General features: G+C 57.2%; 24 protein-coding genes. 19 read left to right on the top strand and 5 right to left on the bottom strand.

Features of this window, described 5'->3' with window-relative positions; genetic code table 11:
- Window positions 1-7: 7 nt before the first annotated feature.
- Window positions 8-1,054, bottom strand: a complete 1,047-nt coding sequence (locus ACTRXA_RS10375) for a formylglycine-generating enzyme family protein (RefSeq protein WP_442427122.1) — start codon at window positions 1,052-1,054, stop codon at window positions 8-10.
- Window positions 1,055-1,208: 154 nt separating this feature from the next.
- Between ACTRXA_RS10375 and ACTRXA_RS10370 the strand changes: the two genes are divergently transcribed.
- From ACTRXA_RS10370 to dtd, 5 genes are all read left to right on the top strand, one after another.
- Window positions 1,209-2,030 carry a lipoate--protein ligase family protein gene (locus ACTRXA_RS10370; RefSeq protein WP_442427121.1) on the top strand — a complete coding sequence of 274 codons (822 nt, stop codon included), beginning with the start codon at window positions 1,209-1,211 and terminating at the stop codon, window positions 2,028-2,030.
- Window positions 2,031-2,070: 40 nt separating this feature from the next.
- The gene (locus ACTRXA_RS10365) at window positions 2,071-3,324 is read left to right on the top strand and encodes an FG-GAP repeat domain-containing protein (RefSeq protein ID WP_442427120.1); all 1,254 of its coding nucleotides are present in this window, start codon (window positions 2,071-2,073) and stop codon (window positions 3,322-3,324) included.
- A gap of 25 nt (window positions 3,325-3,349) precedes the next feature.
- Window positions 3,350-4,255 carry a TerB family tellurite resistance protein gene (locus tag ACTRXA_RS10360; RefSeq protein WP_442427119.1) on the top strand — a complete coding sequence of 302 codons (906 nt, stop codon included), beginning with the start codon at window positions 3,350-3,352 and terminating at the stop codon, window positions 4,253-4,255.
- A gap of 62 nt (window positions 4,256-4,317) precedes the next feature.
- On the top strand, window positions 4,318-4,503 hold the full coding sequence (locus ACTRXA_RS10355) for a hypothetical protein (RefSeq protein WP_237100473.1): 186 nt from the start codon (window positions 4,318-4,320) through the stop codon (window positions 4,501-4,503).
- A 22-nt stretch (window positions 4,504-4,525) separates the two neighbouring features.
- Window positions 4,526-4,963 carry a D-aminoacyl-tRNA deacylase gene (gene dtd / locus ACTRXA_RS10350; RefSeq protein ID WP_442427118.1) on the top strand — a complete coding sequence of 146 codons (438 nt, stop codon included), beginning with the start codon at window positions 4,526-4,528 and terminating at the stop codon, window positions 4,961-4,963.
- Here the strand turns inward: dtd and ACTRXA_RS10345 are convergent.
- From ACTRXA_RS10345 to ACTRXA_RS10330, 4 genes are all read right to left on the bottom strand, one after another.
- On the bottom strand, window positions 4,947-6,134 hold the full coding sequence (locus ACTRXA_RS10345; RefSeq protein WP_442427117.1) for a tetratricopeptide repeat protein: 1,188 nt from the start codon (window positions 6,132-6,134) through the stop codon (window positions 4,947-4,949). The two genes, dtd and ACTRXA_RS10345, sit on opposite strands and share 17 nt — an antisense overlap.
- 76 nt (window positions 6,135-6,210) lie before the next feature.
- Window positions 6,211-7,746: an NADH-quinone oxidoreductase subunit N gene (locus tag ACTRXA_RS10340; RefSeq protein ID WP_442427116.1), complete on the bottom strand. Its 1,536-nt coding sequence runs from the start codon at window positions 7,744-7,746 to the stop codon at window positions 6,211-6,213.
- A gap of 163 nt (window positions 7,747-7,909) precedes the next feature.
- Window positions 7,910-8,605 carry a hypothetical protein gene (locus ACTRXA_RS10335; RefSeq protein ID WP_442427115.1) on the bottom strand — a complete coding sequence of 232 codons (696 nt, stop codon included), beginning with the start codon at window positions 8,603-8,605 and terminating at the stop codon, window positions 7,910-7,912.
- 3 nt (window positions 8,606-8,608) lie between these two features.
- Entirely contained in the window at window positions 8,609-9,709 is a 1,101-nt protein-coding gene (locus ACTRXA_RS10330; RefSeq protein WP_442427114.1) for a 2-aminoethylphosphonate aminotransferase, read from the bottom strand.
- Window positions 9,710-9,861: 152 nt separating this feature from the next.
- Between ACTRXA_RS10330 and ACTRXA_RS10325 the strand changes: the two genes are divergently transcribed.
- The 14 genes from ACTRXA_RS10325 to nuoK all read left to right on the top strand — a co-directional run bounded on the left by ACTRXA_RS10325 (window position 9,862) and on the right by nuoK (window position 24,343).
- Complete coding sequence (locus ACTRXA_RS10325) at window positions 9,862-10,632, top strand: DUF4159 domain-containing protein (RefSeq protein WP_442427113.1); 771 nt, start codon at window positions 9,862-9,864, stop codon at window positions 10,630-10,632.
- Window positions 10,629-12,932 (top strand): glutamine amidotransferase, encoded by a 2,304-nt coding sequence (locus ACTRXA_RS10320; protein WP_442427112.1) that lies wholly within the window; start codon window positions 10,629-10,631, stop codon window positions 12,930-12,932. Before ACTRXA_RS10325 ends, ACTRXA_RS10320 begins: the two co-directional genes overlap by 4 nt.
- 105 nt (window positions 12,933-13,037) lie before the next feature.
- Window positions 13,038-14,378: a hypothetical protein gene (locus tag ACTRXA_RS10315; protein ID WP_442427111.1), complete on the top strand. Its 1,341-nt coding sequence runs from the start codon at window positions 13,038-13,040 to the stop codon at window positions 14,376-14,378.
- Between the two features lie 437 nt (window positions 14,379-14,815).
- A complete protein-coding gene (locus ACTRXA_RS10310; RefSeq protein ID WP_442427110.1) occupies window positions 14,816-15,169 on the top strand; it encodes an NADH-quinone oxidoreductase subunit A in 354 nt (117 codons plus the stop codon).
- 74 nt (window positions 15,170-15,243) lie between these two features.
- Window positions 15,244-15,744: an NADH-quinone oxidoreductase subunit B gene (locus tag ACTRXA_RS10305; RefSeq protein WP_442427259.1), complete on the top strand. Its 501-nt coding sequence runs from the start codon at window positions 15,244-15,246 to the stop codon at window positions 15,742-15,744.
- Entirely contained in the window at window positions 15,741-16,286 is a 546-nt protein-coding gene (locus ACTRXA_RS10300) for an NADH-quinone oxidoreductase subunit C (protein ID WP_442427109.1), read from the top strand. The genes ACTRXA_RS10305 and ACTRXA_RS10300 overlap by 4 nt, the downstream gene beginning before the upstream one ends.
- Window positions 16,277-17,479, top strand: a complete 1,203-nt coding sequence (gene nuoD / locus ACTRXA_RS10295; protein WP_442427108.1) for an NADH dehydrogenase (quinone) subunit D — start codon at window positions 16,277-16,279, stop codon at window positions 17,477-17,479. Before ACTRXA_RS10300 ends, nuoD begins: the two co-directional genes overlap by 10 nt.
- Window positions 17,479-17,955: an NADH-quinone oxidoreductase subunit NuoE gene (nuoE, locus tag ACTRXA_RS10290; protein WP_442427107.1), complete on the top strand. Its 477-nt coding sequence runs from the start codon at window positions 17,479-17,481 to the stop codon at window positions 17,953-17,955. The genes nuoD and nuoE overlap by 1 nt, the downstream gene beginning before the upstream one ends.
- A gap of 4 nt (window positions 17,956-17,959) precedes the next feature.
- Window positions 17,960-19,234, top strand: coding sequence for an NADH-quinone oxidoreductase subunit NuoF (gene nuoF / locus ACTRXA_RS10285; RefSeq protein WP_442427106.1), 1,275 nt, complete (start codon window positions 17,960-17,962; stop codon window positions 19,232-19,234).
- A 19-nt stretch (window positions 19,235-19,253) separates the two neighbouring features.
- Window positions 19,254-21,734: a molybdopterin-dependent oxidoreductase gene (locus ACTRXA_RS10280; RefSeq protein ID WP_442427105.1), complete on the top strand. Its 2,481-nt coding sequence runs from the start codon at window positions 19,254-19,256 to the stop codon at window positions 21,732-21,734.
- 26 nt (window positions 21,735-21,760) lie between these two features.
- A complete protein-coding gene (gene nuoH / locus ACTRXA_RS10275) occupies window positions 21,761-22,780 on the top strand; it encodes an NADH-quinone oxidoreductase subunit NuoH (protein WP_442427104.1) in 1,020 nt (339 codons plus the stop codon).
- A gap of 13 nt (window positions 22,781-22,793) precedes the next feature.
- Window positions 22,794-23,291 (top strand): NuoI/complex I 23 kDa subunit family protein, encoded by a 498-nt coding sequence (locus tag ACTRXA_RS10270; RefSeq protein WP_442427103.1) that lies wholly within the window; start codon window positions 22,794-22,796, stop codon window positions 23,289-23,291.
- A gap of 157 nt (window positions 23,292-23,448) precedes the next feature.
- Window positions 23,449-24,036 carry an NADH-quinone oxidoreductase subunit J gene (locus tag ACTRXA_RS10265; RefSeq protein WP_005011798.1) on the top strand — a complete coding sequence of 196 codons (588 nt, stop codon included), beginning with the start codon at window positions 23,449-23,451 and terminating at the stop codon, window positions 24,034-24,036.
- Between the two features lie 7 nt (window positions 24,037-24,043).
- Window positions 24,044-24,343 (top strand): NADH-quinone oxidoreductase subunit NuoK, encoded by a 300-nt coding sequence (gene nuoK, locus ACTRXA_RS10260; protein ID WP_442427102.1) that lies wholly within the window; start codon window positions 24,044-24,046, stop codon window positions 24,341-24,343.
- Window position 24,344 lies beyond the last annotated feature (1 nt).

The following is a 24,344-nucleotide window of genomic DNA, read 5'->3' as shown; positions in this document are numbered from 1 at the left end:
CCGCCCGTCAGGGCGACTGGGATTGCGCGGATTTCTCAGGTTTTGCGGAGAGAGCGCAGCGGAAACCGAAACTGTTGTTGCGCACTTCCGGATTGAAGAAGGCACGGTTGAAGGTCGGTGCGCTCAACCCGCAACCGTAAGACAGGCAGTCGAACCACGACCCCCCCTTGAGGATGCGTTTTTCACGGCCGTACTCCGCTTTCGGGATGGGGTTGCCCGGGTGCGGCAGGTAGTAGCTGTCCACCCACTCCCAAACATTGCCGGACATGTCGAACAGGCCGTAAGGACTGCGTCCGTCGGGATAACTGCCGACGGGTTCTGTGCCGGTGGAGCCTTTGTAGGGGTTGTTGGATTTGGTGAGCACCCATACGTTGCCCCAGGGATAGATATTTCCATCTTCACCCCTCGCGGCTTTCTCCCATTCCTGCTCGGTGGGCAGGCGTTTGCCTTTCCATTTGCAGTATGCATCCGCATCAAGCCAGTTGACGTAGGTGACAGGGTGCTTCTCCTTGCCTTTGGGCAGGTTGCCGTCCGGCCAGTGAAACGGAGCTTCGTGGCCGGTGGCTTTCACGAATTCCCGGTAATCTCCGTTGGTGACTTCATACAGGTCGATATAAAACGCTTCGGTCAATGCAATGTGTTCCGGCGACTCGTCGTCCCAGCGGTCGTTGGAACCCATGATGAACTCGCCTGCGGGAACATACACCATGCCGGGAATGGATTTTCCGGACAATACGGTTTTGTTTCCTTCGCTGCCGGTGGTTTTTCCCGCCAGTACCGGTCCACGAAACGATCGCACCCGGCGGTTGGGGATGGCATCCTCAGGTTGGATATGCAACGATTGCTTGCTGAATGGATTTTGTCCGGCCACCTTCCCGGACCCCATATGGCAGGCGCGGCATTCGGTTTTGTCGAACTTGTCGAGTTTGGCGCGCACCAGGTTTTCCGGTTGATGACACGCCGTCTGGCAGGTGGTTTTGCCGGTGGCGTGACCTTTCAGGCTCTCAAACGCAAGTGTGGACTCGGTGGAAAAAAGCACCGCAACAAAAAACACGGCTTTTATGTGCCTGAATAAAAATTGGAGGAGCATGAAATTGCTGAATGAGCCTGTTATTGGGCCGTTTTTCACCTATATTTAAAAAACGGGTTTATTTGGATTCTATAATAAGGAAAAATAACCAGTCAAAATTAAATGCCGGAGGAATGGTGTGAACCGTTGGCGGTACATTGAAGACGACAAACAAAACGGGGCCTGGAACATGGCCGTCGACGAGGCTCTGCTGCGCTCCTGCGAGAGCGACCCGTCTTATGTGCCGACGCTCCGCCTGTACGGTTGGAACCACCCTACGCTTTCCATTGGATACTCACAGCCATTGGAAGCGGAGATCGATTTAATGCGCTGCCGGGAAAATAATGTCGACTGGGTTCGGCGTCCCACGGGCGGGCGTGCCCTGTTGCATATGGAGGAACTCACATATTCCATGGTGGGTCCGGTGACGCATCCGTTGTTCTCCGGCGGACTCAAAGCGACGTTCTCCGTCATAAGCCAGGCGTTGCTGCGCGGTCTGCGTGAATTGCGTATTGCCGATGCCCACATCAACAAGGAAAAGCAGTACGGGACCACGCGTCAGGAACGTTCCCCTGCCTGCTTTGCCTCGCTCAACCATTGTGAGATCACCGTTCATGAAAGGAAACTCATCGGCAGTGCGCAACGCCGCACGCAACAGGCATTTCTGCAACATGGGTCGGTACTGATCGCCACGGATCACGACCTGTTTCATTCTCTGTTACTCCACCGCCACTCGGGGGTTGCAACCAGGTCCCTCGAAAAATTGAAGGCTTCCACCACCACACTCAATGAAATCGTGGGGCATCCCGTCGCGTTTCAAACCGTGCGCGACGCATTCCGTACGGGCATGACCACGCATTTTGGCGGAACGTGGGAGACGGCGGAACTCACCCAGGCCGAGCGAAGCCTGGCGGACCACCTGCTGGAAGACCACCGCGCCACCGCAGAGACGGCAAGATGATCCTGAACCTGAATTACCTCCCTGGAGACCCCCTATTCCCGTGACCCGGAAATATTTGTACTTTTATGGCATGGTTCTCGCGTTGTGCCTGGCGCTTGCGGGATGCGGTCCGAACAAGGGCCTGTTTAAAAAGGATCCCGGCCGTCAGCGGTACCTCGATTTGACGGAAGCATTTCTACCCGGTCTGCAGAAACAACCGGTCCAGCACGCATGGTTCGCGTTTGTCAACCGCGACCCGCTTCCGGACCTGCTGGTGGTGGAAAAGAACGCCGATGGCGCACCGGTGGTCCGCGTGTGGCAAAACCGCGAAGGCAAGCGGTTGTCCAAAATGAAGCGCCCCGGCTGGGTGGGAGAGCCGGGCGACACGATCTTGGCCATGCGCGCGCGGGACCTCAATCACGATCGCACCGCCGACCTGGTGCTGATTGGCCGCTTTGCCGACGGCGATTCCGTCAAGGTGTTCATCAACAACGGCCGCGGTTATTTTTACACACCGCAGGGATTCCACCTGCCTCCGTTCAAGGAGGGGCTGGACCGTGTGGATCTGGTGGATGTGGACCAGGACGGCAATGTCGATCTGTTTTTCACCGGGCACCATGTGCAGAACAGGGGTGAGCCGGACCCGTACCAGGTGCAGTTCCTTTTGAACAACGGCCGCGCCCAGTTTCGCGATGCCACCCAACTGCTCATGCCGCCCCTGCCTGCCGGCATTCGCGGAACCTCGTTCGCGGATTACGACGGCGACCGGGTGATCGACATCTTTCTTGTTTACGACACCGGACGCAACCGCCTGCTGCTGAACAACGGACTGGGCCAGTTTACGGACCGCACCAGCGAACTGGTCCCGTTTATCCGCAGTAAAAGCAGTTTTGCGGACTGGGCGGATTTCGACATGGACGGCGACAACGACCTGCTGGTGGTCAACGAGGAGATCGATCCGCGTTCCCGTTCGTATGAGAACGAGTACAGTTATGTACTGGTGAACAACGGTCATGGGTATTTTCGCAAAGGACCCCTCCGCGCCTTTCCGGGTTACCCGTCCCGTGCCGTTTACCTGCTCGATGCCAATGCGGACTCAATTCCTGATATCATTATATTGAGCCGGGAGGGAATCCACTACCAGCGTGGCCTGGGCAAGTGGCGCTTTTTAAGTGAAGGGGCAAAACGCCTTCCCGCCAACCTGCATTTTAAAGAATTGACGTTTGCGGACGTCAACAACGACGGACATTTGGATATATTTGGCATCGTTCGTGAGAACGGCCGTGGCCATTTGTGGATAAACAGCTTTAAGTGACACCTTTCAAAACAGAGAGTGCGATATGGCTACCGTTAAAAACATGACCCTCCTGAAAACGCTTGCCGCCATTGCCTGGGCCGATGGGGAGATGAGCGAATCCGAAAAAAACATCCTGAAGCGGTTTTACCGTAAGTTTCACCTCACGGATAAGGAAATGAACAGCCTGAAGCCGTATCTGTTGTCCCCGGTATCCAAAGAGGAACAGGATCGGCTGCTGGTGAAATTGTCGCACGAGTTCGGTTCCGGTCAGGAGCGGGAGCGGGTGGTGAAAGTCATGGAAGAAATGGCGTCCGCCGACAAAAAATTAAAGGACGAGGAACGCGAACTGCTGGAAACTTTTGCAAAGCATCTCAAGAAATCGTCGATCACCAGGCGCACCGTGGGCAAGATCCGCAATTTTTTCGAGAGCACCATTTTCCAGCCCGCTTACGAAAAAAATCCGGAATTGCATCAGTATTTCCGCAACCAGATTTTGAAAAGAATCGAGTTGAAATCCAACGGTAGCCTGAAGAAAGGGCGAATTCCCGACGACGACCTGTATTTCATTTGCCTGCTGGGCACCCTGCTGGCATCGGTGGCGCACGTGGATGAAGACTTTCGGGAAGAAGAAAAAAAGGCACTCAAGGCCGAATTGAAAAAACGTTTCGAGTTCACTCCAAAGGAACTGGACTTGTTGCTGGAAGTGGTTTCCGAACAGGCCGAGCGGGGTTACGACTTCGACGAGGTGACGCGGGAGTTCAACAAGCTCTATTCGTACAACGACCGTGTGGCTACGGTGGATTGTTTCTTTGCGGTTGCGGCGGCGGACGGCACCATTTCGCACGAGGAATCCGAGGAAATCCGCCGCATCACCAAAGCCCTGCGCATTCCGCACAGCGCCTTCAAGGCGTCCAAGGTTCGGGCGCTGGATCAATTGCGCGGGCGGTGAGAACGGGAACCGTGTTGGGACCCTTTTGCTTTCCGGTATCCGGATTGGGGATTTGATGGATCATGACTCCCGAACAAAAGAAGAAAAAGTTTCTCGGCATATTATTCGAATGTTGCAACGTGTATCGCCGCATTTACCTCAACAAGGACGGCAACGCGTATGAAGGACGCTGCCCGCGTTGTTCCCGCGAGGTGCGTGTACTGATCGGTCCCGGCGGAACCGACCAGCGATTCTTTCGCGCCCATTGATCAATCTTTTTTCTTTTATTCCATGAAACTGGTTGTGCAGAGGGTTTCGGCTTCGGCCGTCTCGGTGGATGGATTTGAGATCGCGCGTATCGGACGCGGGCTCATGATTTTGTTTGGGGCGGAAAAGGGGGACACTGACGCAGCGGTTGAATGGCTGGTGGAGAAGGCCGCCAACCTGCGCATCTTTCCGGATGAGGCGGGAAAGATGAACCGGTCGTGTGTCGATATTCAGGGCGAGGTGCTGGTGGTGTCGCAGTTCACCCTCGCCGGGGATTGTTCGCGGGGACGGCGGCCGGGATTCGACACCGCCGCGCCGCCGGAAGAAGCGGAACGACTTTACCGCCTGTTTGTAGACAGGTTCATGACCACGGGGTTGAGCGTGCAGGAAGGGAGGTTCGCCGCCGACATGCAGGTGGAGATCCACAACGACGGTCCGGTGACGTTCATCCTCGAGCGTTGACCGGATTCCTGTTCAGATCGTGCCGCTTGAGCAGGCGTTTCAGTGCGCGGTCGTTATAATGATATTTGCGCGCGAACAGGTTCAGGTTCTGGTGGCTGGTATCGGCTTCTTCCCGTTTGTTCTGCCGTAAATACTCCTGTTCGGCCACTGCCATGTAAAGCAGTGCACTTTCCCCCACTTCCAACTGATCGTACAACAAAGCCAGCTTGTAATACGCCTGGGGCCGGTCGGGATCAAGACTGATGGCGAGTTCGTATGATTCCACCGCTTTCTCTGCCTGCTGGTTGAGGTGGTACAACTCCGCCATTTCCAGGTACGTGTCCGCATTTCCGGGGCGATAATGAAGCGAGGCCTCATAATGCTCCAGCGCCTTGTCGTATTTTCTGAGGTCGGCGAAGGCGCGGCCGAGACCGATGCGGATGGTCGCGTCCGAAGGATTGCGCCGCTGCGCTTCGTGCATGTGGCCAAGCGCCAGCAATTTGTTACCGCGCCGCGCGTAATACGCGCCGAGGTTGTAGTGCCCGATCGGCTCCTCCGGATCGAGACGCAGAGCCAGGTTGTATTTTTGAAACGCGTCTTCGTCCATGTTCAACGACTCATACAATGCACCGAGATTGCTGTGGACCCTGGCAACGTTCGGGGCCAGACGCGAGGCGATCCGCAGTTGATTTGCGGCTTTGGTTTTCTCTCCCAGGTGCCGATAGGCGATGGCGAGGTTGTTGTGAATCTGGAAATGGGTGGGGTCCCCGCCCAGGGCGCTGTTGTCCAGCACCGCCACCGCAGCGGAATACCTTTCCCGGGCGATCAGCACCGCTCCCAGGTTGGCGACGGTTTTCGGGTCCCTGGCATGTAACCGGTACGATTGCCTCAGCCATTTTTCTGCGGCGGCGAGGTCTCCCATTTGGTACAGGGCCCAGCCCAGGTCGCGCAACGCCTGAGTGTGATTTTTGTTGAGGCGGACCGTATCTTTCAAATGACTGGCCCCGGCCTTCCAGTTGCCCGCGGAAAGGTAGGCGATGCCCAGTTGGAAATGGGCGTCGGCGTCCTGCGGGTCGGTTTGCAGACGCGAGGCGTACTCGGCGATGCGCCGCTGGTATTGCGTGTGGGAATCGGTGCAGGCGGACGTCGCAATGGCAAGCAGGACGACGCACACCGTCAGCAATCGGGTCATGACATTAGAATCGCAGGAATCCTATGGGCCTGCAAGACTTAACGGCGAAGGGGGGTAAGTTCTTGAATGGTCCCGATCAATGCGGGATTGAGGGAATTGCCGAGAGGGCCAGCTGCATGAAAGTGGAGGGGAAAATACCCATGACCAGGATGGCCGCGGAGCTCACGGTGACGAGTGCGGTCATGCCGCGGTTGCTCACCACTTCGGTTTCCGGCTCGCTTTCGTGGAAGTACATCATCACTATGATGCGCAGGTAAAAGTACACGGCGATCATGCTGGCCAGCACCGCCAGCACCGTGATCAGCACATAGTCCTGTTTGATGGCGGCGACGAAGACGTAAAGCTTGCCGAAAAAACCAGCGGTGGGAGGGAACCCGGCCAGCGACAGCATGAACAGGCTCATCGCCGCGGCCATCAGCGGGTTGCGCTTGGCAAGTCCTTTGAAGCGGTAAATGGAATTCGATCCCTTGCCTTCGCCTTCCACCATGTACACCACGGCGAACGCGCCGACGTTCATGAACAGGTACACAGCCAGGTAGAAGATGATGCTCGCCACGCCGTCCTGGCTGTTGGCGACAATGCCGATCAGCAGGTACCCGGCATGCGCCACGCCGGAATACGCCAGCATGCGCTTGACGTCGTCCTGAAAAATGGCGGCGATGTTGCCCACCAGCATGGTGACCACCGAAACGCCGAACAGGAACGGCATCCAGATTTCCTGCAACTCCGGCAGGGCGATGTAAAACACCCGCGCGATCAGTGCGAACGCCGCGGCCTTGGTGGCAACCGACATGAAGCCCGTGATCGGTGTCGGCGCGCCCTGGTAAACATCCGGCGTCCAGGAATGGAACGGTACCAGCGATACTTTGAATGCCAGTCCGCAGAACATGAGTGCCATGCCGATGTACACCAGCGGATTGTGCGTGTAGGGATTTTCGTGCAACAGCTTGCCGATCAGGCGGATTTCCGTGGTCCCGGTACCCGCGTACATGAGCGCCATTCCGTATACCAGGATGGCGGAGGCGAACGCGCCGATCAGCAGGTATTTGACGGTGGACTCCTGCGACGCCACGGTCTCCCACGGCAGATGATCCACGTCACCGGGTTGTTCGCGGCCTGTGCCGTGCTTGGCGTTGAACCCGCACAGGATGTAGAGCGAAATAGAAAAGATTTCGAGCGAGATGAACGCGGTGATCAGGTTGCCGGACTTGGCGAGAAACATCATTCCCACCACGGCCATGAGCAACAGCGAAAAGTATTCGGCCTTGTTCTGGTGGTCGGGCTTCGGGTAGCGGAACGAAGCGATGATGGCAAACAGAGACATCACCAGGAAAATCAGGTTGAAGGTCTGCGAGAAGCGGTCGTGTATCAGCGCCCGGCTGAACATTTCCGGGTCGGCGCCGTCGGCAACGGTGGGGGCCCCGATCCACAGATAGCATGACAGCAGAAGGGCGGTGACGATGCCCGCGGTGGCCGCCTTGGCCAGATACGAGTTTTCGTTGAATGCCTTTTTCAGACCCATCAATAACAGCAGGAACGACGTCGCCATCAGGATCAGTTCCGGCGAGATGGCGATCCAGTTCATGTCTTCGAGATTGATGTTGGCGGTCATAGTGTGCTGTTTCCCGGAAATCCTGCGGGTTGGAATCAAAACGAGGCGGCGAGCCCGGTTCACGCGTAGTGCGTGTTTTAAATCATTTCCCCCCGATTTTCAAGAAAAGTTTGGTCTGCCGGCAGGGTGGGGGAGGTGGGGAAAAGCCCGTTGAATCCGTCTTTTAACCCGCGGGTGTGGAGGGGGCGGAACCCTCCCCCTGCCCCAGTTCAGGGTACACCTGTCCGGCTTCGAGAATCACCCAGCGGTCCGAGGTATCGCCCACCACGAGGTCGAGACTGTCTTTCAGATGGATGAGCCCCACAATGTCCAGCGGAAGGCGAACGCGAATGGGGTCATCGTGGTTCTGCCCCTGCAAATGGATGAAGTCGTGGTCGATCTTGGTGACACAGAAAATGTCGTTGATGGTTTCGACAATGTGGGTGATTTCCTTGAGGGTTTCACCGGTGGCTTCGTCCAGGTGGTGGCTGAGTTTCAAACACCGGTCCTGCGATTCAGTCAGTTTCAGGATGACCGCGTCCAACTGGATGCCCTGCAACCCGTGGTTGAGATCGCGTTTGTCCATCCAGCGGAAAAATGAATACAGATCGAACAGCACTTCGTTGGTTTCGGTTTTGGTGGAAATGGAATTGAATGGAAGGAAACCCACAACAAACCGGCTCAGATGCGACAGGTTGATCTCCATCGGCGAGGAAATCAGTTTTCTTCCGTCGGGGAACTCCACGTACTCGAGTCCGGATTCCATCAAGCACGAATGGAACAGCGCCAGGCTTTTGCCGAGTTCCGGTGTTGGCAGGTCATGTGCCGGGGCCACGCCCTGTGACCGGGCGTACTCTTTCATCACCTCGTACAGTTCCATGAATCAGTCCCGTAACGAGGGCGATTTGGAGAGGCACGTTTTCAACACCTCCAGCAGGCGTTGAAACTCCCCGGTTCGGATATCGCCCATGTTGGCGATGCGGAATATCGACTTCTTGAGGCCGCCCTGACCCGCATAAATGACGTACCCATGCTTTTTCAGCTCACCGTGCAGGAACTCGTAGGTGATCCCCTCCGGCAGTTTGAGCGCGGTCAGGCTGTTGGAACGGTGCGCGGGATCGACCAGGTACTCGAGGCCCATTTCGTCGAAACCCCTGCGAAGCAAGGCGGACGCACCGGCATAGCGATCGATGCGCGCGGTCACCGTCTCTTCGATCAACTCGTCGAGTGCCGCATCAAACGCGTAATGCACCTGCACCGCCGGGGTGAACAGGGTTTCCCCCGCTTCCTGCGCTTTCAGGTTTCTATGCAGATCGAAGTACACCGACCGCGCCGGGTGCGTGGCAAGAGTGTTCACTTCCTCTTTGCGTACCAGGACGAACGACACACCGGGGAACCCCTGCAAACATTTATTGGCGGTGCCGACGCAGTAATCGACGTGACTGCGTTCAAAATCGAGCGTGTCGCCGGCCAGACTGCTGATGGCGTCGATCAACAGTTTTTTGCCGTAGCGGTGTGCGAGCTCGCCAACCTCGTGTACGGGGTTGAGCAGGCCGGTGGTGGTTTCGTGATGCACCAGCGCCACCAGCCCGATCTCGGGATGTTCTTTCAAAGCCCGTTCAATGGCTTCAAGCGACGGTGCGACGCCCCAGTCGCAATCGACGGTCACAATGGGAATGCGATGCGTTTCCGCCATCGTGGCGATGCGCTCGCCGTAAACACCGTTCCGGACCACCAGCATGGCCTGTCCCTCCGCAACGCAGGAGGACACCGCCATCTCGAGCGCAGCGGTGCCGGACCCGGTGATGAGCGCTGTCAGAAAAACCCCCTCCAGCCTGAAGGCTTTCAGCAGTTTCTGGCGGATGGATTGCACCAATTCGGCGCATTCCGGTTCGCGGTGACAGAGGTCCGGATGCAATAAAGCCTGGCGCACGCGATCGGTGACGTTGACCGGGCCGGGATTCAGCAGGATCATGCGGTTCATATGCGGTAACCTTTAGGAAAATCGCCCCACTATAACACCCGATCCGGAGTGAACCAAACGAATTGAAATCGCGTTCGGGGGCTTTATTAATTTGCTAACATTATTATATGATTTGTAACTTAAGCGCAGGTCACCCGATCCGGAGTTTGTCGTTGTCCTTTTTGAAGCAGCTGGGTTGTTGGACCCTCGTCGGGTTCGGGATTCTTTATACCCCTCCTCTCGCGCAGGCGGAAGGCGAAGGCTCAAAACTCGTCATCCCGCAGGTGAAGTACGAAGGCGGCACGTACAAGCCGCGTCCCGATGCGGTGGAAAGCCTGTTGGCGCAGGTGGCGAAGCGCACGTCGATCGAGGTCAAGCGCGAACCGCTGGACCTTGCACCCACCGACCCGACTTTATTTCATCATCCCTTTCTTTATCTTGCGGGCGACCGTGAGTTCAAACCGATCTCTGACGATTCCGTCAATGCCCTCCGTGATTACTTGAACTTCGGCGGATTCCTTTTGATCGACGACAACTCCGGCAGGCCCAACTCCGGATTCGATGCATCCGTACGCCGCCTGCTGGACAGACTGTATCCCAACACCCCGCTGGAACGCATTCCGCGTGACCACTCGATCTTCCGTTCGTTCTACCTGATCAACCAGGTGGTGGGCCGTGTGGTGGTGAAGCCTTATCTGGAAGGCATCACCAGCAAGGGACGCACGGTGCTCGTTTACTCAAACAACGACCTTGGCGGCGCGTGGTCGAAAAACAAGCTCGGCCACTGGAATTTTGACATGGTCGGCGGCGGCTATCGTCAACGCAAACTGAGCCTGCGCCTCGGAGTCAACATCGTCATGTACGCGCTCACCCTTGATTATAAAAAAGACATGGTGCACTTGCCCATCATTCTTGAGCGGCTCCGGAGGTATTCCGGCCGATGAATTTTCTGGGAAAGCTGTTCGGGCAGAACTGGGAAGAGTACAACGCATGGGAGCTGCACTGGGCCCTGGGCGAAAACCGATGGGCATTGATGGCGCTTGCGGTGCTGGCGCCGCTGATGTTGTGGTTTTTCTGGACCAGCCTGCGCAAGCTGCGGAGCCTTCCGCGAAAAACGGTGCTCTACACACTGCGCGTTCTGACACTGGCGCTGCTGTTGCTTCTCATACTTCAACCGCGCCTGGAGTTGAAAAACATCCAGCCGCTCAAAAACACGATCGCCGTGCTGGTCGACGACAGCAAAAGCATGTCGATCAAAACCTTTCCAGAAGAAATTCCGCGTAAGCAACTGGTGAGCGACGCCCTGGCGCAGCATAAGGACTGGCTGACGGGCCTGCGGCAAAACTATGACGTTGATTACTATTTCGTTTCAGACCATATCGATCCCGTCCGTGCAGAGGAACTGGCGTCGCGGTACCAGCCCCTCAACGTGAATACGGATCTCGCCCGCGTGTTCCGCGAGGTACTCGAGCAGTATGAGAACAAATCGTTGCAGGGCGTTCTGCTGTTTTCCGACGGCGCCGACCTTATCCAGGATCCTGCCGACTTCTCTGAGGACTTCGAGCAGACACTGGTTAAATTTGACGGCCCCATACATACCCTGCAGGCGGGCACCAACGACGAGTTCAAGGACCTTGCGATCGAGACCGTGGACGTAGCGGATTTCGGTTTCGTCAATCAGCCGGTCAAGGTGTCGGTAAAACTGGGTGCCTACGCCATCGGCAACAAGAACATCCCCGTGGTGGTGAAGGAAGGAGACAAGATCCTCGTGTCGCAGGTCGTCTCTTTAAAAGAGGACGATCGGGATTACCGGGTGGATATGGAGTTCATGCCGGTGAACATGGGCAAACACATTTATTCGGTAACGGTGCCCGTGTTTGCGGGGGAGGCGGTGGAGACGAACAACCGCTGGGATTTCCAGGTGAAGGTGGTGCGCGACCGCCTGCGCGTTCTGCATTTGAACGGCCGGCCGTCATGGGACTCGCGCTTTCTGCGCGAGGTTCTGATCAACAACCCGAAGGTGGACCTGCTTTCGTTCTTTATTTTGAGGACGCTGAGCGACGATGTCGATGCACCGACCACCGAACTCAGCCTCATTCCGTTTCCATCCAACCTGTTGCTCAGTGATTACCTGAGTTCCTTCGATCTCGTCGTGTTTCACAACTTCCGGTACAAACCGTTTCTCGATAAAAAGTACCTGTCGAACCTGAAATCGTATGTGGAGGAAGGTGGCGCGTTTCTGATGATCGGCGGCGATTTGTCCTTTCAAGGGGGAGGGTACGAACGCACGCCGGTGGAGGAAATCCTTCCCGTTGAACTGAAGCATGCCTCGCAACCGTTCGCCGACAAATCCTATGCGATCGACGTTCCGGGGAGCCTGAACAATCATCCCATTCTGCAATTGGAGAGTAGAAAAGAGGCGAATGTAAAAGCCTGGCAGTCCCTGCCTCCGCTTCAGGGATTGAATATGGGTCTGGCCGCGGCCGGGGAGGCACAGGTGCTGGCCACGGCCAGGGTGGACAAGAAAAACCTGCCGGTGCTCGCCGCCCGGAAAGTAGGCGAAGGCCGCACCCTGATGATCGCCACCGACTCCGCGTGGTACTGGAACTTCCGCCGCGTGGGGGAGGGCGGCAGTGGCCGGCATTACCAGAAGCTGTGGGAGAATATCCTCGCCTGGCTGACCCGGGATCCCGAAACGCGCCTGCTCAAGGTGGAGACCGACAAGGAAAAGTACCGCGAACACGAGAAGGTGCTCGTGCAGTTCAAGCTGGTCGGCGAAGATTACAACCCCCTGGCCGGAAAACAGGCGGAGTTGACCCTCTCCACATGGCCTGACCGCAGCACGTTGAAGACGGAATCGATCTCCACCGACGAAAACGGGGAAGGCCGCTTCGAATTCTATCCAGGCCGCGAGGGATTCTACGCGGCCCAGGTTTCCGTAAAGCAGGGCGACCGCACACTCACCGAGCGCGAATTATTCAGTGTCACCAGCCCCCGGGTGGAGTTCCAGAAACCGCGTGTTCAGCCAGAGTTCCTCCAGAAGCTGTCTGAGGTTTCCGGAGGGAGTTACCAGGTTCTCCGCCCTGACTTGCGGCTGGATACGTTGACTTTCCCCAATCCGGAGGTGGAAATCAAAACCAGTAAACTGTTCGTCTCGTTGTGGGATACGTGGGCGGCATACGGGTTGATCCTCGGGTTTCTCTTTTTGGAGTGGTACCTCCGCCGCAAGTCCGGGCTGAGTTGAGAATGCATGAGAAATGGGTGAGATTCCCGTAACGTTCTTGTGAATCCTCCTGCCTTGCGTTACCATCGATTTCAATACTATTTACCCGTTCAGGCTCATTTAAAAATGCTCGAAGACAAGAAAACAAGCAAAGGCCCGGCCCTCCGGATGTGGATTCGGGACCGTGTGGTGTTTCTGGCGCTCATCATTTTCGGATTCGGCGCGGCCGCATACATTCTCTCTCCCCAGGTCTTCCCGGCCCACAGCATCTGGCTCCATCCCGTCAAGGAGTTCTCCCTGCTGATTGCCATGATCGGTGTTGTGTCTTTGGGCTATGAGTTGTTCCTGAGAGAACTCACCTTTAATGAATACAAGGACGCATTGCAGGAAATTGTCAATCCCGATGCGGTGCGCCTTGGAATCCAGGGGATTTTCAAGAACCGGTCGGAGTTGGGGAACGCCACCTCCTTCGAGGCGTTGTTCAAGCGGGTGAAGCACGAAATCTACATTGGCGGGACATCGTTGCTGTCCATCTCCACCGGAAGCCGCGACCTTCTGCGTGAAAAGGTGTTGAGCGGGGTCAATGTGAAACTTTTGTTAATGGACCCGCAATCGCCGGTGGTCGACCTCATCAGCCGGCAGGCGCACGGCAAATCGACCTTTTTGAACGAGATCAAAACCTCCATCCTGCTTTTGCAGAAACTTCAGGAGGAGATCGAGTCCGTGGAGTCGCCAACCAAGGGCAAGTTTGTTGTGCACACCTACCGGTTCATTCCCTCCCACTCGTTTATCTCTCTCGACGTGCAGGAGCCGGGCGGGCTCATAGTGGCGGACATCGGTCCGTATCTCGGTCGTAACTTCCAGCGACCGAGCATTGTCCTCATCAATAAGAAACACGGTCTGTACGATCACTATCGCGATCTCAACGACTCCATGTGGCTGGAGAGCAAGCCACTCACCCCGAGTTGGCTGGTGGGGGAAGGTCCCAAAACCCGGACCCAGGTGTTCGCCAGCGGCAAGGACACGGAAGTGTACGATCCTGAAACCGAAAGCTGGCGGACTGCCGAGATCTGCCAGGGCAGTGACGACTGGCGCGGCATCAAAGGAAGCATGTGGGTGTGGATCCGGGAGCAGGTGACGCTGGAGGAAGCCAAGACCGGCACCCAGCACGGATTTCGCCTGAGGTTTGACATCCCGCCGGGGATCAAAGCCATGCCCCGGGCGGAGCTCTTTCTGCGGGCCGATGATGTCTGCCGCGTCACCGTGAACGATGTCGGCCTGAAACAGGATTACGGCGGAGCGGAGTACCCGGAGCCGTTCATTATCAACTGCGATGACTTTTTGCGCGAAGGGACCAACGAAATTCAATTCGAGGTCATCAACTACGCCAAACCCGATGCCACCGCGCCGGAAGACAACCCTTCCGGCCTGATTTACCGTCTGCACCTGGAATATTTGGAGGGTTGAGTCGGATCGGTATCCCGCCCGGAAAATCCGCAAATTAGGGCATCCACCTGTGCCGGACACTGTAAGCCAAGTACGGCCCCCTTTCATCTCCCTGTCGGTCCACACGCCCTTCCGGGTCCCCCACACGCTCCCCGGCTACTCGCGTTCAATTTCCAACCCATTGATAAACAAGTGGTTATCGTTATTTTGGGGTACCCCCCAGCACCCCGTAAAGATAGGGAAAACAGTAATTGACAGGGTATGGTGGTGCTAATATAATCCCCCATTCCAGTAGTTTCTGGAACCCTGAAACGGGTTTTAGGTAAAATGGGTCCATAAGGATGGGAGACACCCGGCTGCTACCTTCCAGGAACATTTGACCGGAGGGTGGAGTTGTTTGAAATTGCCTCGATTAGGATGGCAATCCCCCCTCCCGACGAAACAAACGGAAACTCCAAGTGACCGAATATATTTTTGTCAGCGTATTCGCCGTCGTGGCGCTGGTCATTGTGCTGGGAATCCTTTTCCTTTCCATGGTTCTGGGCCCGCGCAAAGCCAATGCTGAAAAGCACATCGCCTATGAGTGCGGCATGCTCCCCTCCGAAGAGGCCAAGGGCCGTTTTCCGGTCCGGTTCGCCACCATCGCCATGCTTTTCATAATCTTCGACATCGAGGTGGTGTTCATGTACCCTTGGGCCGTTGCGCTCGATGAACTGAAGCTGTTTGGCCTGGTGGAAATGGTCATATTCATTACGATTCTGGCTATCGCCTATGTATACGTCTGGGGGCGAGGAGGTTTGGAATGGGATTGATGGATGAAGCGGTCGATGCTTTTGAGACCGAAGTCAAGAACCTGAAACTGAACGCCCAGGACGCCTGGGACCAGATGTCAGCGGATTATTCCGGCGCGCTGTACGACACCATCCTCACCACCAAGCTGGGGAAGGTGATCGGCTGGGCGCAGAAAAACGCTCTTTGGCCCGCGACCTTCGGGCTGGCCTGCTGTGCCATCGAAATGATGGCGATGGCCAACAGCCGCTGGGATGCCGCCCGCTTCGGCGCGGAGGTGTTCCGCGCTTCTCCGCGTCAGGCGGATTTGATGATCGTGTCCGGGCGTGTGTCGCAGAAGATGGCGCCCGTCCTCAAGCGGATTTACCAGCAGATGCCGGAACCCAAGTGGGTCATCGCCATGGGCGCGTGTTCCTCCTGCGGCGGCATTTTCAACAACTACGCCATCGTTCAGGGCGTGGACCGCGTGGTGCCGGTGGACGTGTACGTTCCAGGGTGCCCGCCAGGTCCGGAAGCCCTCATCTACGGCATCATCAAGCTTCAGGAAAAAATCATGAACGACGCCGGCACGGAGCGCGCCAAACAGAGGGTGGCATGACCGGCGAAGAACTCGTTGAAAAGGTGCGGGCCTCCCTGCCGGACGCCATCATCAGGGCGGAGGTTACGCTCGGCGACGCGGTGGTTCATGTGCAACCGGAAAATCTGCTGAAGGTTGCGGGTTTCCTTAAAGAGAGCCCGGAGCTGGATTTCCATTACCTGTCTCACATCACAGGCGTCGATTACCTGGAAGAGGAACGCGAGCCGCGTTTTGAGGCGGTGTACGAACTGCACAACCTGGACCGCGGCGACAGCATCCGCCTGCGTGTCGGGCTGGACGAGGACGACCCGAAGGTGCCGACGGTCTCGGAAGTCTGGAAGGGGGCCCTGTTCCCCGAACGCGAACTGTTCGATATGTTCGGCTTTCAGGTCGAGGGCCATCCCAACCTCAAACGGCTCATTATGCCGGAGGACTGGGAAGGGCACCCGCTTCGCAAGGATTATCCGCTGGTGGTCGAGGAAGTGGCTTTCTCACACAACCCCGAGCACAAGCAGGAACTGATTAAAGATAAAAAGGATATGAGTCCGACGCCATGGGAGTGACCGAACAAGGCCTGCTGGAACGCGAAAAAGACACCATGACCCTCAACATGGGTCCCCAGCACCCGAGTACCCACGGGGTGTTCCGCATGGTCATGGAAATGGACGGCGAGCAGGTGCAGTCGTCGGAACCGGACATCGGTTTCCTGCACACGGGCATCGAGAAGACAGGCGAGGCCAAGCGTTACGAGCACTGCATCCCGATGACCGACCGGCTCGATTATCTGAGCCCGCCGCAGAACAACCTTGCTTTCTGCCTGACCACGGAAAAGCTGTTGCAGTTGGGCGAACTGCCGCCGCGCGCCGATTACATACGCGTCATCATGGTCGAACTCAACCGCATCGGCAGTCATCTCATCTGGTTGGGCACGCACGCGCTGGACATCGGCGCGATGACGGTTTTCCTTTATGCCTGGCGCGAGCGGGAGATGATCCTCGACCTCAACGAGATGGTCTCCGGCGTGCGCATGATGACGAGTTTCATCCGCATCGGCGGGGTTGCCAAGGACGCCACCCCGGAATGGATCGACCACGTCAAGAAGTTCGTCGAGATTTTCCCTTCCAAGGTTGATGAATACGAAAGCCTGCTGACCAAAAATCCCATCTGGCTGGACCGGACCCAGGGTGTCGGGACCTTCAATCGCGAGGAGTGCCTGAACTGGAGCATGAGCGGCCCCGTCCTGCGCGCTGCGGGAATCAATATGGACTGGCGTAAAATGCGTCCCTATTCCCGCTACAACGAATTCAAGTTCGATGTCCCCGTCAGGGAACACGGAGACGTTTACGATCGTTACCTGGTGCGGATTGAAGAGATGCGGCAGAGCCGCGAAATCATCAAGCAGGCCATCGAAAACCTGCCGGACGGACCCTACCGCATCCCGGACAACAAGGTGTCCCTTCCCGCGCGCGACACCCTGCACTCCAGCATGGAAGCGCTCATCCATCACTTCAAGCTGGTGTCGGAAGGCATCAACGTGCCGAAGGGCGAAACGTATGTGCCGACGGAAGGGCCGCGCGGCGAGGTCGGGTTTTACATGGTCAGCGACGGATCGAACAAACCCATGCGCATGAAACTGCGGGCTCCGTCGTTCATGGGCATTCCGGGAATGTGCAAGATGATGGAGGGAGCGTACATCGCCGACGTCGTCGCCATCATCGGTAGTATTGATATCGTGATGGGGGAGGTTGATCGCTGATGTTCGTGTTCACCGACGAGGCGGAAAAGAAAATCGAAAAAATCATGGCGAAGTACCCGCCGGAACGGAAGAAGTCCGCCGTTCTGCCGCTGTTGCACCTGGCGCAGGACCAGGAGGGGTATGTGACGCCGGAAGCGATGGTGGAAGTCGGTCGGAGGCTCGACGTGTCCCCGGCATACGTCGAAGGCGTGGTCACGTTCTACACCATGTACTTCACCAAGCCGGTGGGACGCAACGTCATCCGCTTCTGCCACAACATCAGTTGCAAGCTCAACCGGTCCGACGAGTTGATGGATTACACGGCGAAGAAGCTGGGCATCCAGATCGGCGAGACCACGGCGGACAAGCGGTTCACTTTGCTGAAAGAGGAATGCCTCGCCGCTTGTTCCGAGGCGCCGATGATGATGGTCAATAAAACCTACCACGTTAATCTCAACGAAACCAAAATCGACCAGATTCTGGAAACGTACAAATAAAGCCATGCAAGAACCCGTACTCATTCTGATGAAGGACATCGACACGCCCAACCTCACGTCGATCGACGTGTATGAAAAAACGATGGGCGGATACCAGTCGCTGAAAAAACTGTTTGAGATAAAGCCGGAAGAGATCGTCGAGATGGTCAAGGCGTCGGGTCTGCGCGGACGCGGCGGTGCGGGGTTCCCGACGGGGCTCAAGTGGTCGTTTCTGGCGAAGGACGTGTTTCCGCGTTACCTGTGTTGCAACGCGGACGAAAGCGAGCCGGGCACCTGCAAGGACCGCGAACTGCTTATGAAAAACCCGCACCTGTTGATCGAGGGCATGATCATCTGCTCGTACGCTTGCCGGATCAATACGGGGTACAACTACATGCGGGGCGAATTCGCAGAACTGGCGGACATTTTCGACAAGGCTCTCGAAGAGGCCTATGAGCGCGGGTACCTGGGTAAGAACATCATGGGATCGGGATTCGATCTCGACATCCACTCGCACCTCGGCGCGGGCGCGTACATCTGCGGTGAGGAATCCGCTCTGCTGACGTCGCTCGAAGGATGCCGCGGCGAGCCGCGCCTCAAGCCGCCGTTCCCGGCAGTCGAAGGCTTGTACAGCAAGCCGACCGTGGTCAACAACGTCGAGACACTGTGCGCGGTGCCTTACATCTTCAACAACGGACCGCAGGCCTACGCCGCCATCGGTACGGAAAAGAGCAAGGGCACGAAAATGGTCAGCGTTTCGGGCCATGTCAACAAGCCGGGCAACTACGAGGTGCCGATGGGCACCCCGACGCGCGAGATCATCGACAAGTGGGCGGGTGGTGTCAGAAACGGCAACAAGCTGAAGGCGTTCATCCCTGGCGGTTCGTCGGTGCCCATCCTGCCCGCGGACAAGGTGGACGTACCGTACGATTACGAATCGTTGATGGAAGCGGGGAGCATGCTGGGTTCGGGCGCGCTCATCGTCATGGATGAGACCGTCAACGTGGTGGAAGAGACTTTGCGTCTCGCTTACTTTTATATGCACGAGTCCTGCGGCAAGTGCACGCCGTGCCGTGAAGGCACGCGCTGGATGCACCAGATTCTGTCCGAGATCATTCACAAGCAGGGCAAGCCAAACCAGGTGGAACTGCTCAACGACATCTGCGACAACATGGCGTTCAAGTGTTTCTGCCCGCTGGGCGATGCGGCGGTGGGGCCGGTGGCCAGCAGTATCAAATATTTCCGCGAAGATTACGAAGCGCTGATCGAATCCCTGAAAACTGCCGACGCCGTCGGTTAAAGATACAGGTTCAGATTTTATGGAAACCAAGACTGCACAGGATACCGTTACCCTGACCATCGACGACAAGGTGGTCACCGTTCCCAAGGGCATGGTGGTGGTGGACGCGGCCAAGATCGTGGACATCGAAATTCCCATCTTCTGCTACCACGAAAAGCTTGGGCCGTTTGGCTGTTGCCGCATGTGCATGGTGGAAGTGGAGAAGATGCCGAAACTCGCCACCGCCTGCACCCTTCAGGTCAGCGAAGGCATGGTGGTGCGCACCAACACACCCAAGGTGGAGAAGGCCCAGCAGGGCGTGCTCGAGTTCACCCTGCTCAACCATCCGCTGGACTGCCCGGTGTGCGACAAGGGCGGGGAGTGTCCCCTGCAGGACAACACGTTCAAATTCGGTCCGCCGGACACGCGCATGCAGTTTGAGCGTTACAATCGCGATAAGGCAACCCCGCTCTCGCCCGTCATCACAATTGATCGTGAACGGTGCATTGCATGCCAGAGGTGCACCCGCTACAGCGACATCATCGAAAAAGACCAGGCACTGGTCATGCGTCACCGCGGGTTCCAGAATCGCGTTTCGACGTTCAACGACCGGCCCTACGACACGCGTTTCTCCGGCAACGTCATCGACATCTGTCCCGTCGGCGCGTTGACCAACACCGAGTTCCGTTTCACCGCCCGGTCGTGGGATCTGGACAACACCAAAACGCTCTGCGCGCACTGTGCCTGCAACTGCAACATGATCCTCGGCACGCGGCTCAACGAACTGCGCCGCGTGACCACGCCGGAGACGCCGAACGATGCGGTGGACGACGGCTGGATCTGCGACAAGGCGCGGTGGGGCCACGATTTCACCAAAAGCAAAAACCGCATCACCCAGCCGCGGAAGAAGGGCCTGCACGATCCGGTCTCGGCGCAGGATGCCTGCCGCGAAGTGGCGGAGAAACTGAAACAGACCGTCGAAGCCCACGGACCCGGCAGCGTCGGTTTCATCGGCTCCGGTTACGGCCTGAACGAAGAACTGTATCTCTACCAGCGTTTCTTCCGCGAGCAACTGGGCACCAACAACATCGATCACAAAACCTATGTCGACACGCCGGGCCTGCCGGTGCCGAACTTCGACATGCTGGACATCGAGTCGAGCAAGCTCATTGTCGTGATCGCGAGCGACCCGACGGAAGAGCTTCCCATTCTCGACCTGCGGCTCAAAAAAGCGGTCACGCAGCTGGGTATCGAGATGGTGGTGCTGAACGATCAGGCGACGTTGATGGACAAGTACGCAACGCTGTCCCTGCGCTACGACGTCGGTTCCGATGGAACGCTTTTAGCCGCGTTGAACTCCACGTTGAGCGGCACGGCTCCCGCAAGTGATGTTGAAAAGCAGACGGGGGTTGCCGCCGACCGCATCGGCGCGCTGGCAGATAAAATCCGCGCCAGCGGAAAGACCACGGTGGTGTTCAATCCCGCTGCATTGACGGGAGCGTCCATTCACACGCTCAAACAAATGCTGAATACGATGGGTGGCCTGCCGGATACCGCGGTCGGCGCCATGCCCGCCGCTCCGGTGACCAATGCGCTGGGGGCGATGGACATGGGCGTGCTCCCGGATTGTTATCCGGGCGGACTCGATCTGTCGCAGGCCGACGCCATCCGTGAAAAGTGGGGAGAGACCGCTCCCCTGGAACCGGGCTTGACAGCCTTGCAGATGATCGAAAAGGCGGCGTCGGGTGAACTGAAAGCGCTGGTTGTTTACCGCAGTAATCCCCTGGTCAATTTTCCCGGTGGCAACAAGGTCAAACAGGCGCTGGAAAAACTCGACCTTCTCGTCGTGCACGACATGATGGAAACGGAAACCGCGGCAATGGCCGACTACGTTATCCCGTCCAACGGTCCTGGGTACGACGAGGGCACGACCACCAGCATCGCCGCACGGGTGCAGATGCGCAAACGCGGCCTCACCACGGACAATCCGTCCGACTGGAAACTCGTGTCCACGATGGCGAAGGCGCTGGGCGCGGACTGGAAACACAAGACGGTGTGGGAAGTCACACAGGAAATTGCGGATAAAGTAAACGGCTATGCGGAAATCCGGCAGAAGACGATCCGCAAAGCCGGGCACAACCGCCAGCCTGTCGCCGCCGTCAATGGCGCCGCACCGCCAGACGGGACGCCGGAGGCGAATGGTTCCGGTGACGTTTTTAGGTTGCGCGTCTCGGAAGTGCTGTTCTGCCATGACAAGGTTCTCGATGCGGAGTCGCGGCTCGCGCACCAGTTCCAGCCGTCCACGGTTCACCTGAATAAAGCCGACGCCGACCGGCTGGGCCTCAAGGCCGAGCAGGAGGTGACGGTCGCGGGGAACGGCCATGAGGTGAAAGCCGAGGTGGTGATCTCCAACCGGTGCAATCCGGGTTCGGTGGTCCTGCCGCGTGTTTCCGACGAGCAGCGTGTGGCCAGCCTCATGGAACCGGGGCAGGCGGTTGCCTGGGTGCAGATCAAAAAGTAATGCGGGTATATGGAAAGGTTTGAGGATTGATCGACAGCATCACTGAGTTTCTGGCGTCCTACGCCTACCTGTGGATCGGGATCATCAAGGCGGTGATCATCGTGATCGGCCTGTTGACCACGGTTCCGGGTCTTGTCTGGCTGGAGCGGCGGCTGATGGGACGTTTCCAGGTGCGGCTGGGTCCGAATCGAGTGGGCCCTTTCGGTCTCGCACAGGGGATTGCCGATTCGATCAAACTGCTCTTTAAAGAAGAGATCATCCAGAAGTCTGCGGACCGGTTCCTGTTTCTGCTCGCGCCGTCGATTGTGGTGTTCACGGCGATCGTCACGTTTTCGGCGGTCCCGTTTGGTGAAAGCTTCACGATCTTCGGGCAGGAAATCGGCATGTGGGGCGCGAACCTGAACATTGGCATCCTGTTCATTTTCGCCATCTCGTCGATGGGCATTTACGGCATCGTGCTCGCAGGTTTATCGTCGAACAACAAGTATTCGCTGATGGGCGGACTGCGCTCGTCGGCGCAGATGATCAGTTACGAATTGACACTGGGCCTGGCCGCCCTGAGCGTCATCATCATGAGCGGGTCGCTGAGCCTCATCGATATTGTGAACGACCAGGCGACACTGCCGAATATTGTGACCCAGCCGCTGGCGTTTCTTTTGTTTTTCATCGCCGGTGTGGCGGAGACCAATCGCGCCCCGTTCGACCTGCCGGAAGCGGAGCAGGAGCTGGTGGCGGGATTCTTCACCGAGTACTCGGGCATGAAGTTCGCCATGTTTTTCCTGGGCGAGTACGTGAACATGATCACCATGAGCGCGCTCATCACTCTGCTGTTTCTGGGTGGCTGGCACGCATACGTTCTGCCGGACATTCCGTTCGTCTGGTTCGCGCTTAAAGTGTTCTTACTGCTGTGTGTGTTTATCTGGTTGCGGTCCACGTTTCCCCGCATCCGTTATGACCGGCTCATGGCGTTCGGCTGGAAGTTTCTTCTGCCGTTGTCGCTTGTGAACATGCTGGTGTACAGCTTTATTAAAGTCAGCACCATTTGAATTAGGATCATTTATGTTGCAAACCGTATTCAATGGAGCCAAGAACCTGTTGATCGGTATGGGAGTCACCTTTCGCAATATGGTGTCGAAACCCACGACGTTCAGCTACCCGGAAGTGAAACGGACCATGCCGGAGCGTTACCGCGGGCGGCACTTCCTGAACAAGGACGAGGAAGGTTACGAGAAGTGCATCGGGTGCAGCTTGTGTTCCGTCAACTGCCCCGTCGGGTGCATCCACGTGGTCGCCGCGGAGAACGATCCGGAAAACCCGAAGTCGAAAGGCGAACGCTACGCGGAGGTGTACGAGATCAACCTCCTGCGCTGCATCTACTGCGGATTCTGCGAGGAGGCGTGCCCGGTGGACGCGGTGGTTCTGCGCGAGCACTACGAATTGGCCGACTACGATCGCCGGAATTACATTGCGACAAAAGAAGATTTGCTGGTGTACCCGGAACCCAATCAATTCCGCGTGAACTTTCTTGGCAATACCAGCCTGGTGAACAAGAAGTAGTTCTCCGGGCGAAACACAAATTTCTCAACAAACCCTGCGGGACGGAATCTCGCTCCGCGGTGAACCAACAATGTCCGGTAGAGGGCGCCGGACATTCACCCAACTGGGTATTTTTGTCTCTATCCCGGGCGGTTGAAGGAGAGGAGAGCATCACACCGTGATGGAAATGCTGGAGCAGGCATTGAATTTCAACCTGCCGCGGGAAGTTGTATTTGATCTGTTTTACCAGACGGTGATCTTTGTCGTCGGCATGACTGCTGTGCTGGCTTCGCTGGGGGTCATCCTCTGCACCAACCCCATTTATTCCGCACTGTTTCTCATCGGCAACATGGTGTGCCTGGCGATGCTGTTTCTTCTATACAGTGCGGAGTTCCTCGCGGCCGTGCAGGTTGTGGTGTACGCGGGCGCGGTGATGATCTTATTCCTCTTCATCATAGCCCTGTTGGGTGCGCATAAGGAAAAGCCGGAATTGAACCTGCAGGCCATGGCCGGGTTCGCGTTTGTCGGCGCGTTGTTCTGCGAACTGCTGATGACGCTACGTATCGGCGCCAACCGCCCCGTCACCGGCAACATCACCCCGGAAGTACTGAAGGAAGTCGGCTCCGCCAAAGCCATCGGCATCGAATTGTTTTCGAACCATATCGTTCCGTTCGAACTGGCGTCGATCCTGCTCCTGGTCGCCACGGTGGGCATCATCACCCTGGCCAAGTTCCATTATCGTCCCGTGAGAAAGCGGTCGAGGTAATTTCACTATGGAAAGCGAATTCGTCCTGGTTGTAAGCGCCGCCATTTTTTCGATTGGCGCAGTGGGATTTGTCATCCGCAAAAACCCGCTGGTCATGTTCATGTCGGTGGAGCTGATGCTGAACGCCGTCAACTTTTTGCTGGTCGGTTACTCGCGCGAGTTGCAGTCGCTGGACGGACAAATCTTCGCCCTGATCATCATGACGGTTGCCGCCGCGGAGGTTGTGGTGGGGCTCGCCATCATTCTCACCATTTTCCGGACGCGCCACGATCTCAATGTGGACCACATCGATGTGCTGAAAGGATAAA

This window comes from Nitrospina sp. P1_D6, from assembly GCF_052156615.1.
Classification (GTDB): domain Bacteria; phylum Nitrospinota; class Nitrospinia; order Nitrospinales; family Nitrospinaceae; genus Nitrospina.
The sequence above is the reverse complement of the archived record's forward strand: the minus strand, read 5'-3'. Positions and strand labels throughout refer to the sequence as shown.

Bases quoted from the DNA above. Each gene is read 5' to 3' on its own strand.
- ACTRXA_RS10360 (WP_442427119.1), top strand. From the start codon at position 3,350: ATGGCTACCGTTAAAAACATGACCCTCCTGAAAACGCTTGCCGCCATT.
- ACTRXA_RS10355 (WP_237100473.1), top strand. From the start codon at position 4,318: ATGACTCCCGAACAAAAGAAGAAAAAGTTTCTCGGCATATTATTCGAA.
- dtd (WP_442427118.1), top strand. From the start codon at position 4,526: ATGAAACTGGTTGTGCAGAGGGTTTCGGCTTCGGCCGTCTCGGTGGAT.
- ACTRXA_RS10345 (WP_442427117.1), bottom strand. From the start codon at position 6,134: ATGACCCGATTGCTGACGGTGTGCGTCGTCCTGCTTGCCATTGCGACG.
- ACTRXA_RS10340 (WP_442427116.1), bottom strand. From the start codon at position 7,746: ATGACCGCCAACATCAATCTCGAAGACATGAACTGGATCGCCATCTCG.
- ACTRXA_RS10335 (WP_442427115.1), bottom strand. From the start codon at position 8,605: ATGGAACTGTACGAGGTGATGAAAGAGTACGCCCGGTCACAGGGCGTG.
- ACTRXA_RS10330 (WP_442427114.1), bottom strand. From the start codon at position 9,709: ATGAACCGCATGATCCTGCTGAATCCCGGCCCGGTCAACGTCACCGAT.
- ACTRXA_RS10320 (WP_442427112.1), top strand. From the start codon at position 10,629: ATGAATTTTCTGGGAAAGCTGTTCGGGCAGAACTGGGAAGAGTACAAC.
- ACTRXA_RS10315 (WP_442427111.1), top strand. From the start codon at position 13,038: ATGCTCGAAGACAAGAAAACAAGCAAAGGCCCGGCCCTCCGGATGTGG.
- ACTRXA_RS10305 (WP_442427259.1), top strand. From the start codon at position 15,244: ATGTCAGCGGATTATTCCGGCGCGCTGTACGACACCATCCTCACCACC.
- ACTRXA_RS10300 (WP_442427109.1), top strand. From the start codon at position 15,741: ATGACCGGCGAAGAACTCGTTGAAAAGGTGCGGGCCTCCCTGCCGGAC.
- nuoD (WP_442427108.1), top strand. From the start codon at position 16,277: ATGGGAGTGACCGAACAAGGCCTGCTGGAACGCGAAAAAGACACCATG.
- nuoE (WP_442427107.1), top strand. From the start codon at position 17,479: ATGTTCGTGTTCACCGACGAGGCGGAAAAGAAAATCGAAAAAATCATG.
- nuoF (WP_442427106.1), top strand. From the start codon at position 17,960: ATGCAAGAACCCGTACTCATTCTGATGAAGGACATCGACACGCCCAAC.
- ACTRXA_RS10280 (WP_442427105.1), top strand. From the start codon at position 19,254: ATGGAAACCAAGACTGCACAGGATACCGTTACCCTGACCATCGACGAC.
- ACTRXA_RS10270 (WP_442427103.1), top strand. From the start codon at position 22,794: ATGTTGCAAACCGTATTCAATGGAGCCAAGAACCTGTTGATCGGTATG.
- nuoK (WP_442427102.1), top strand. From the start codon at position 24,044: ATGGAAAGCGAATTCGTCCTGGTTGTAAGCGCCGCCATTTTTTCGATT.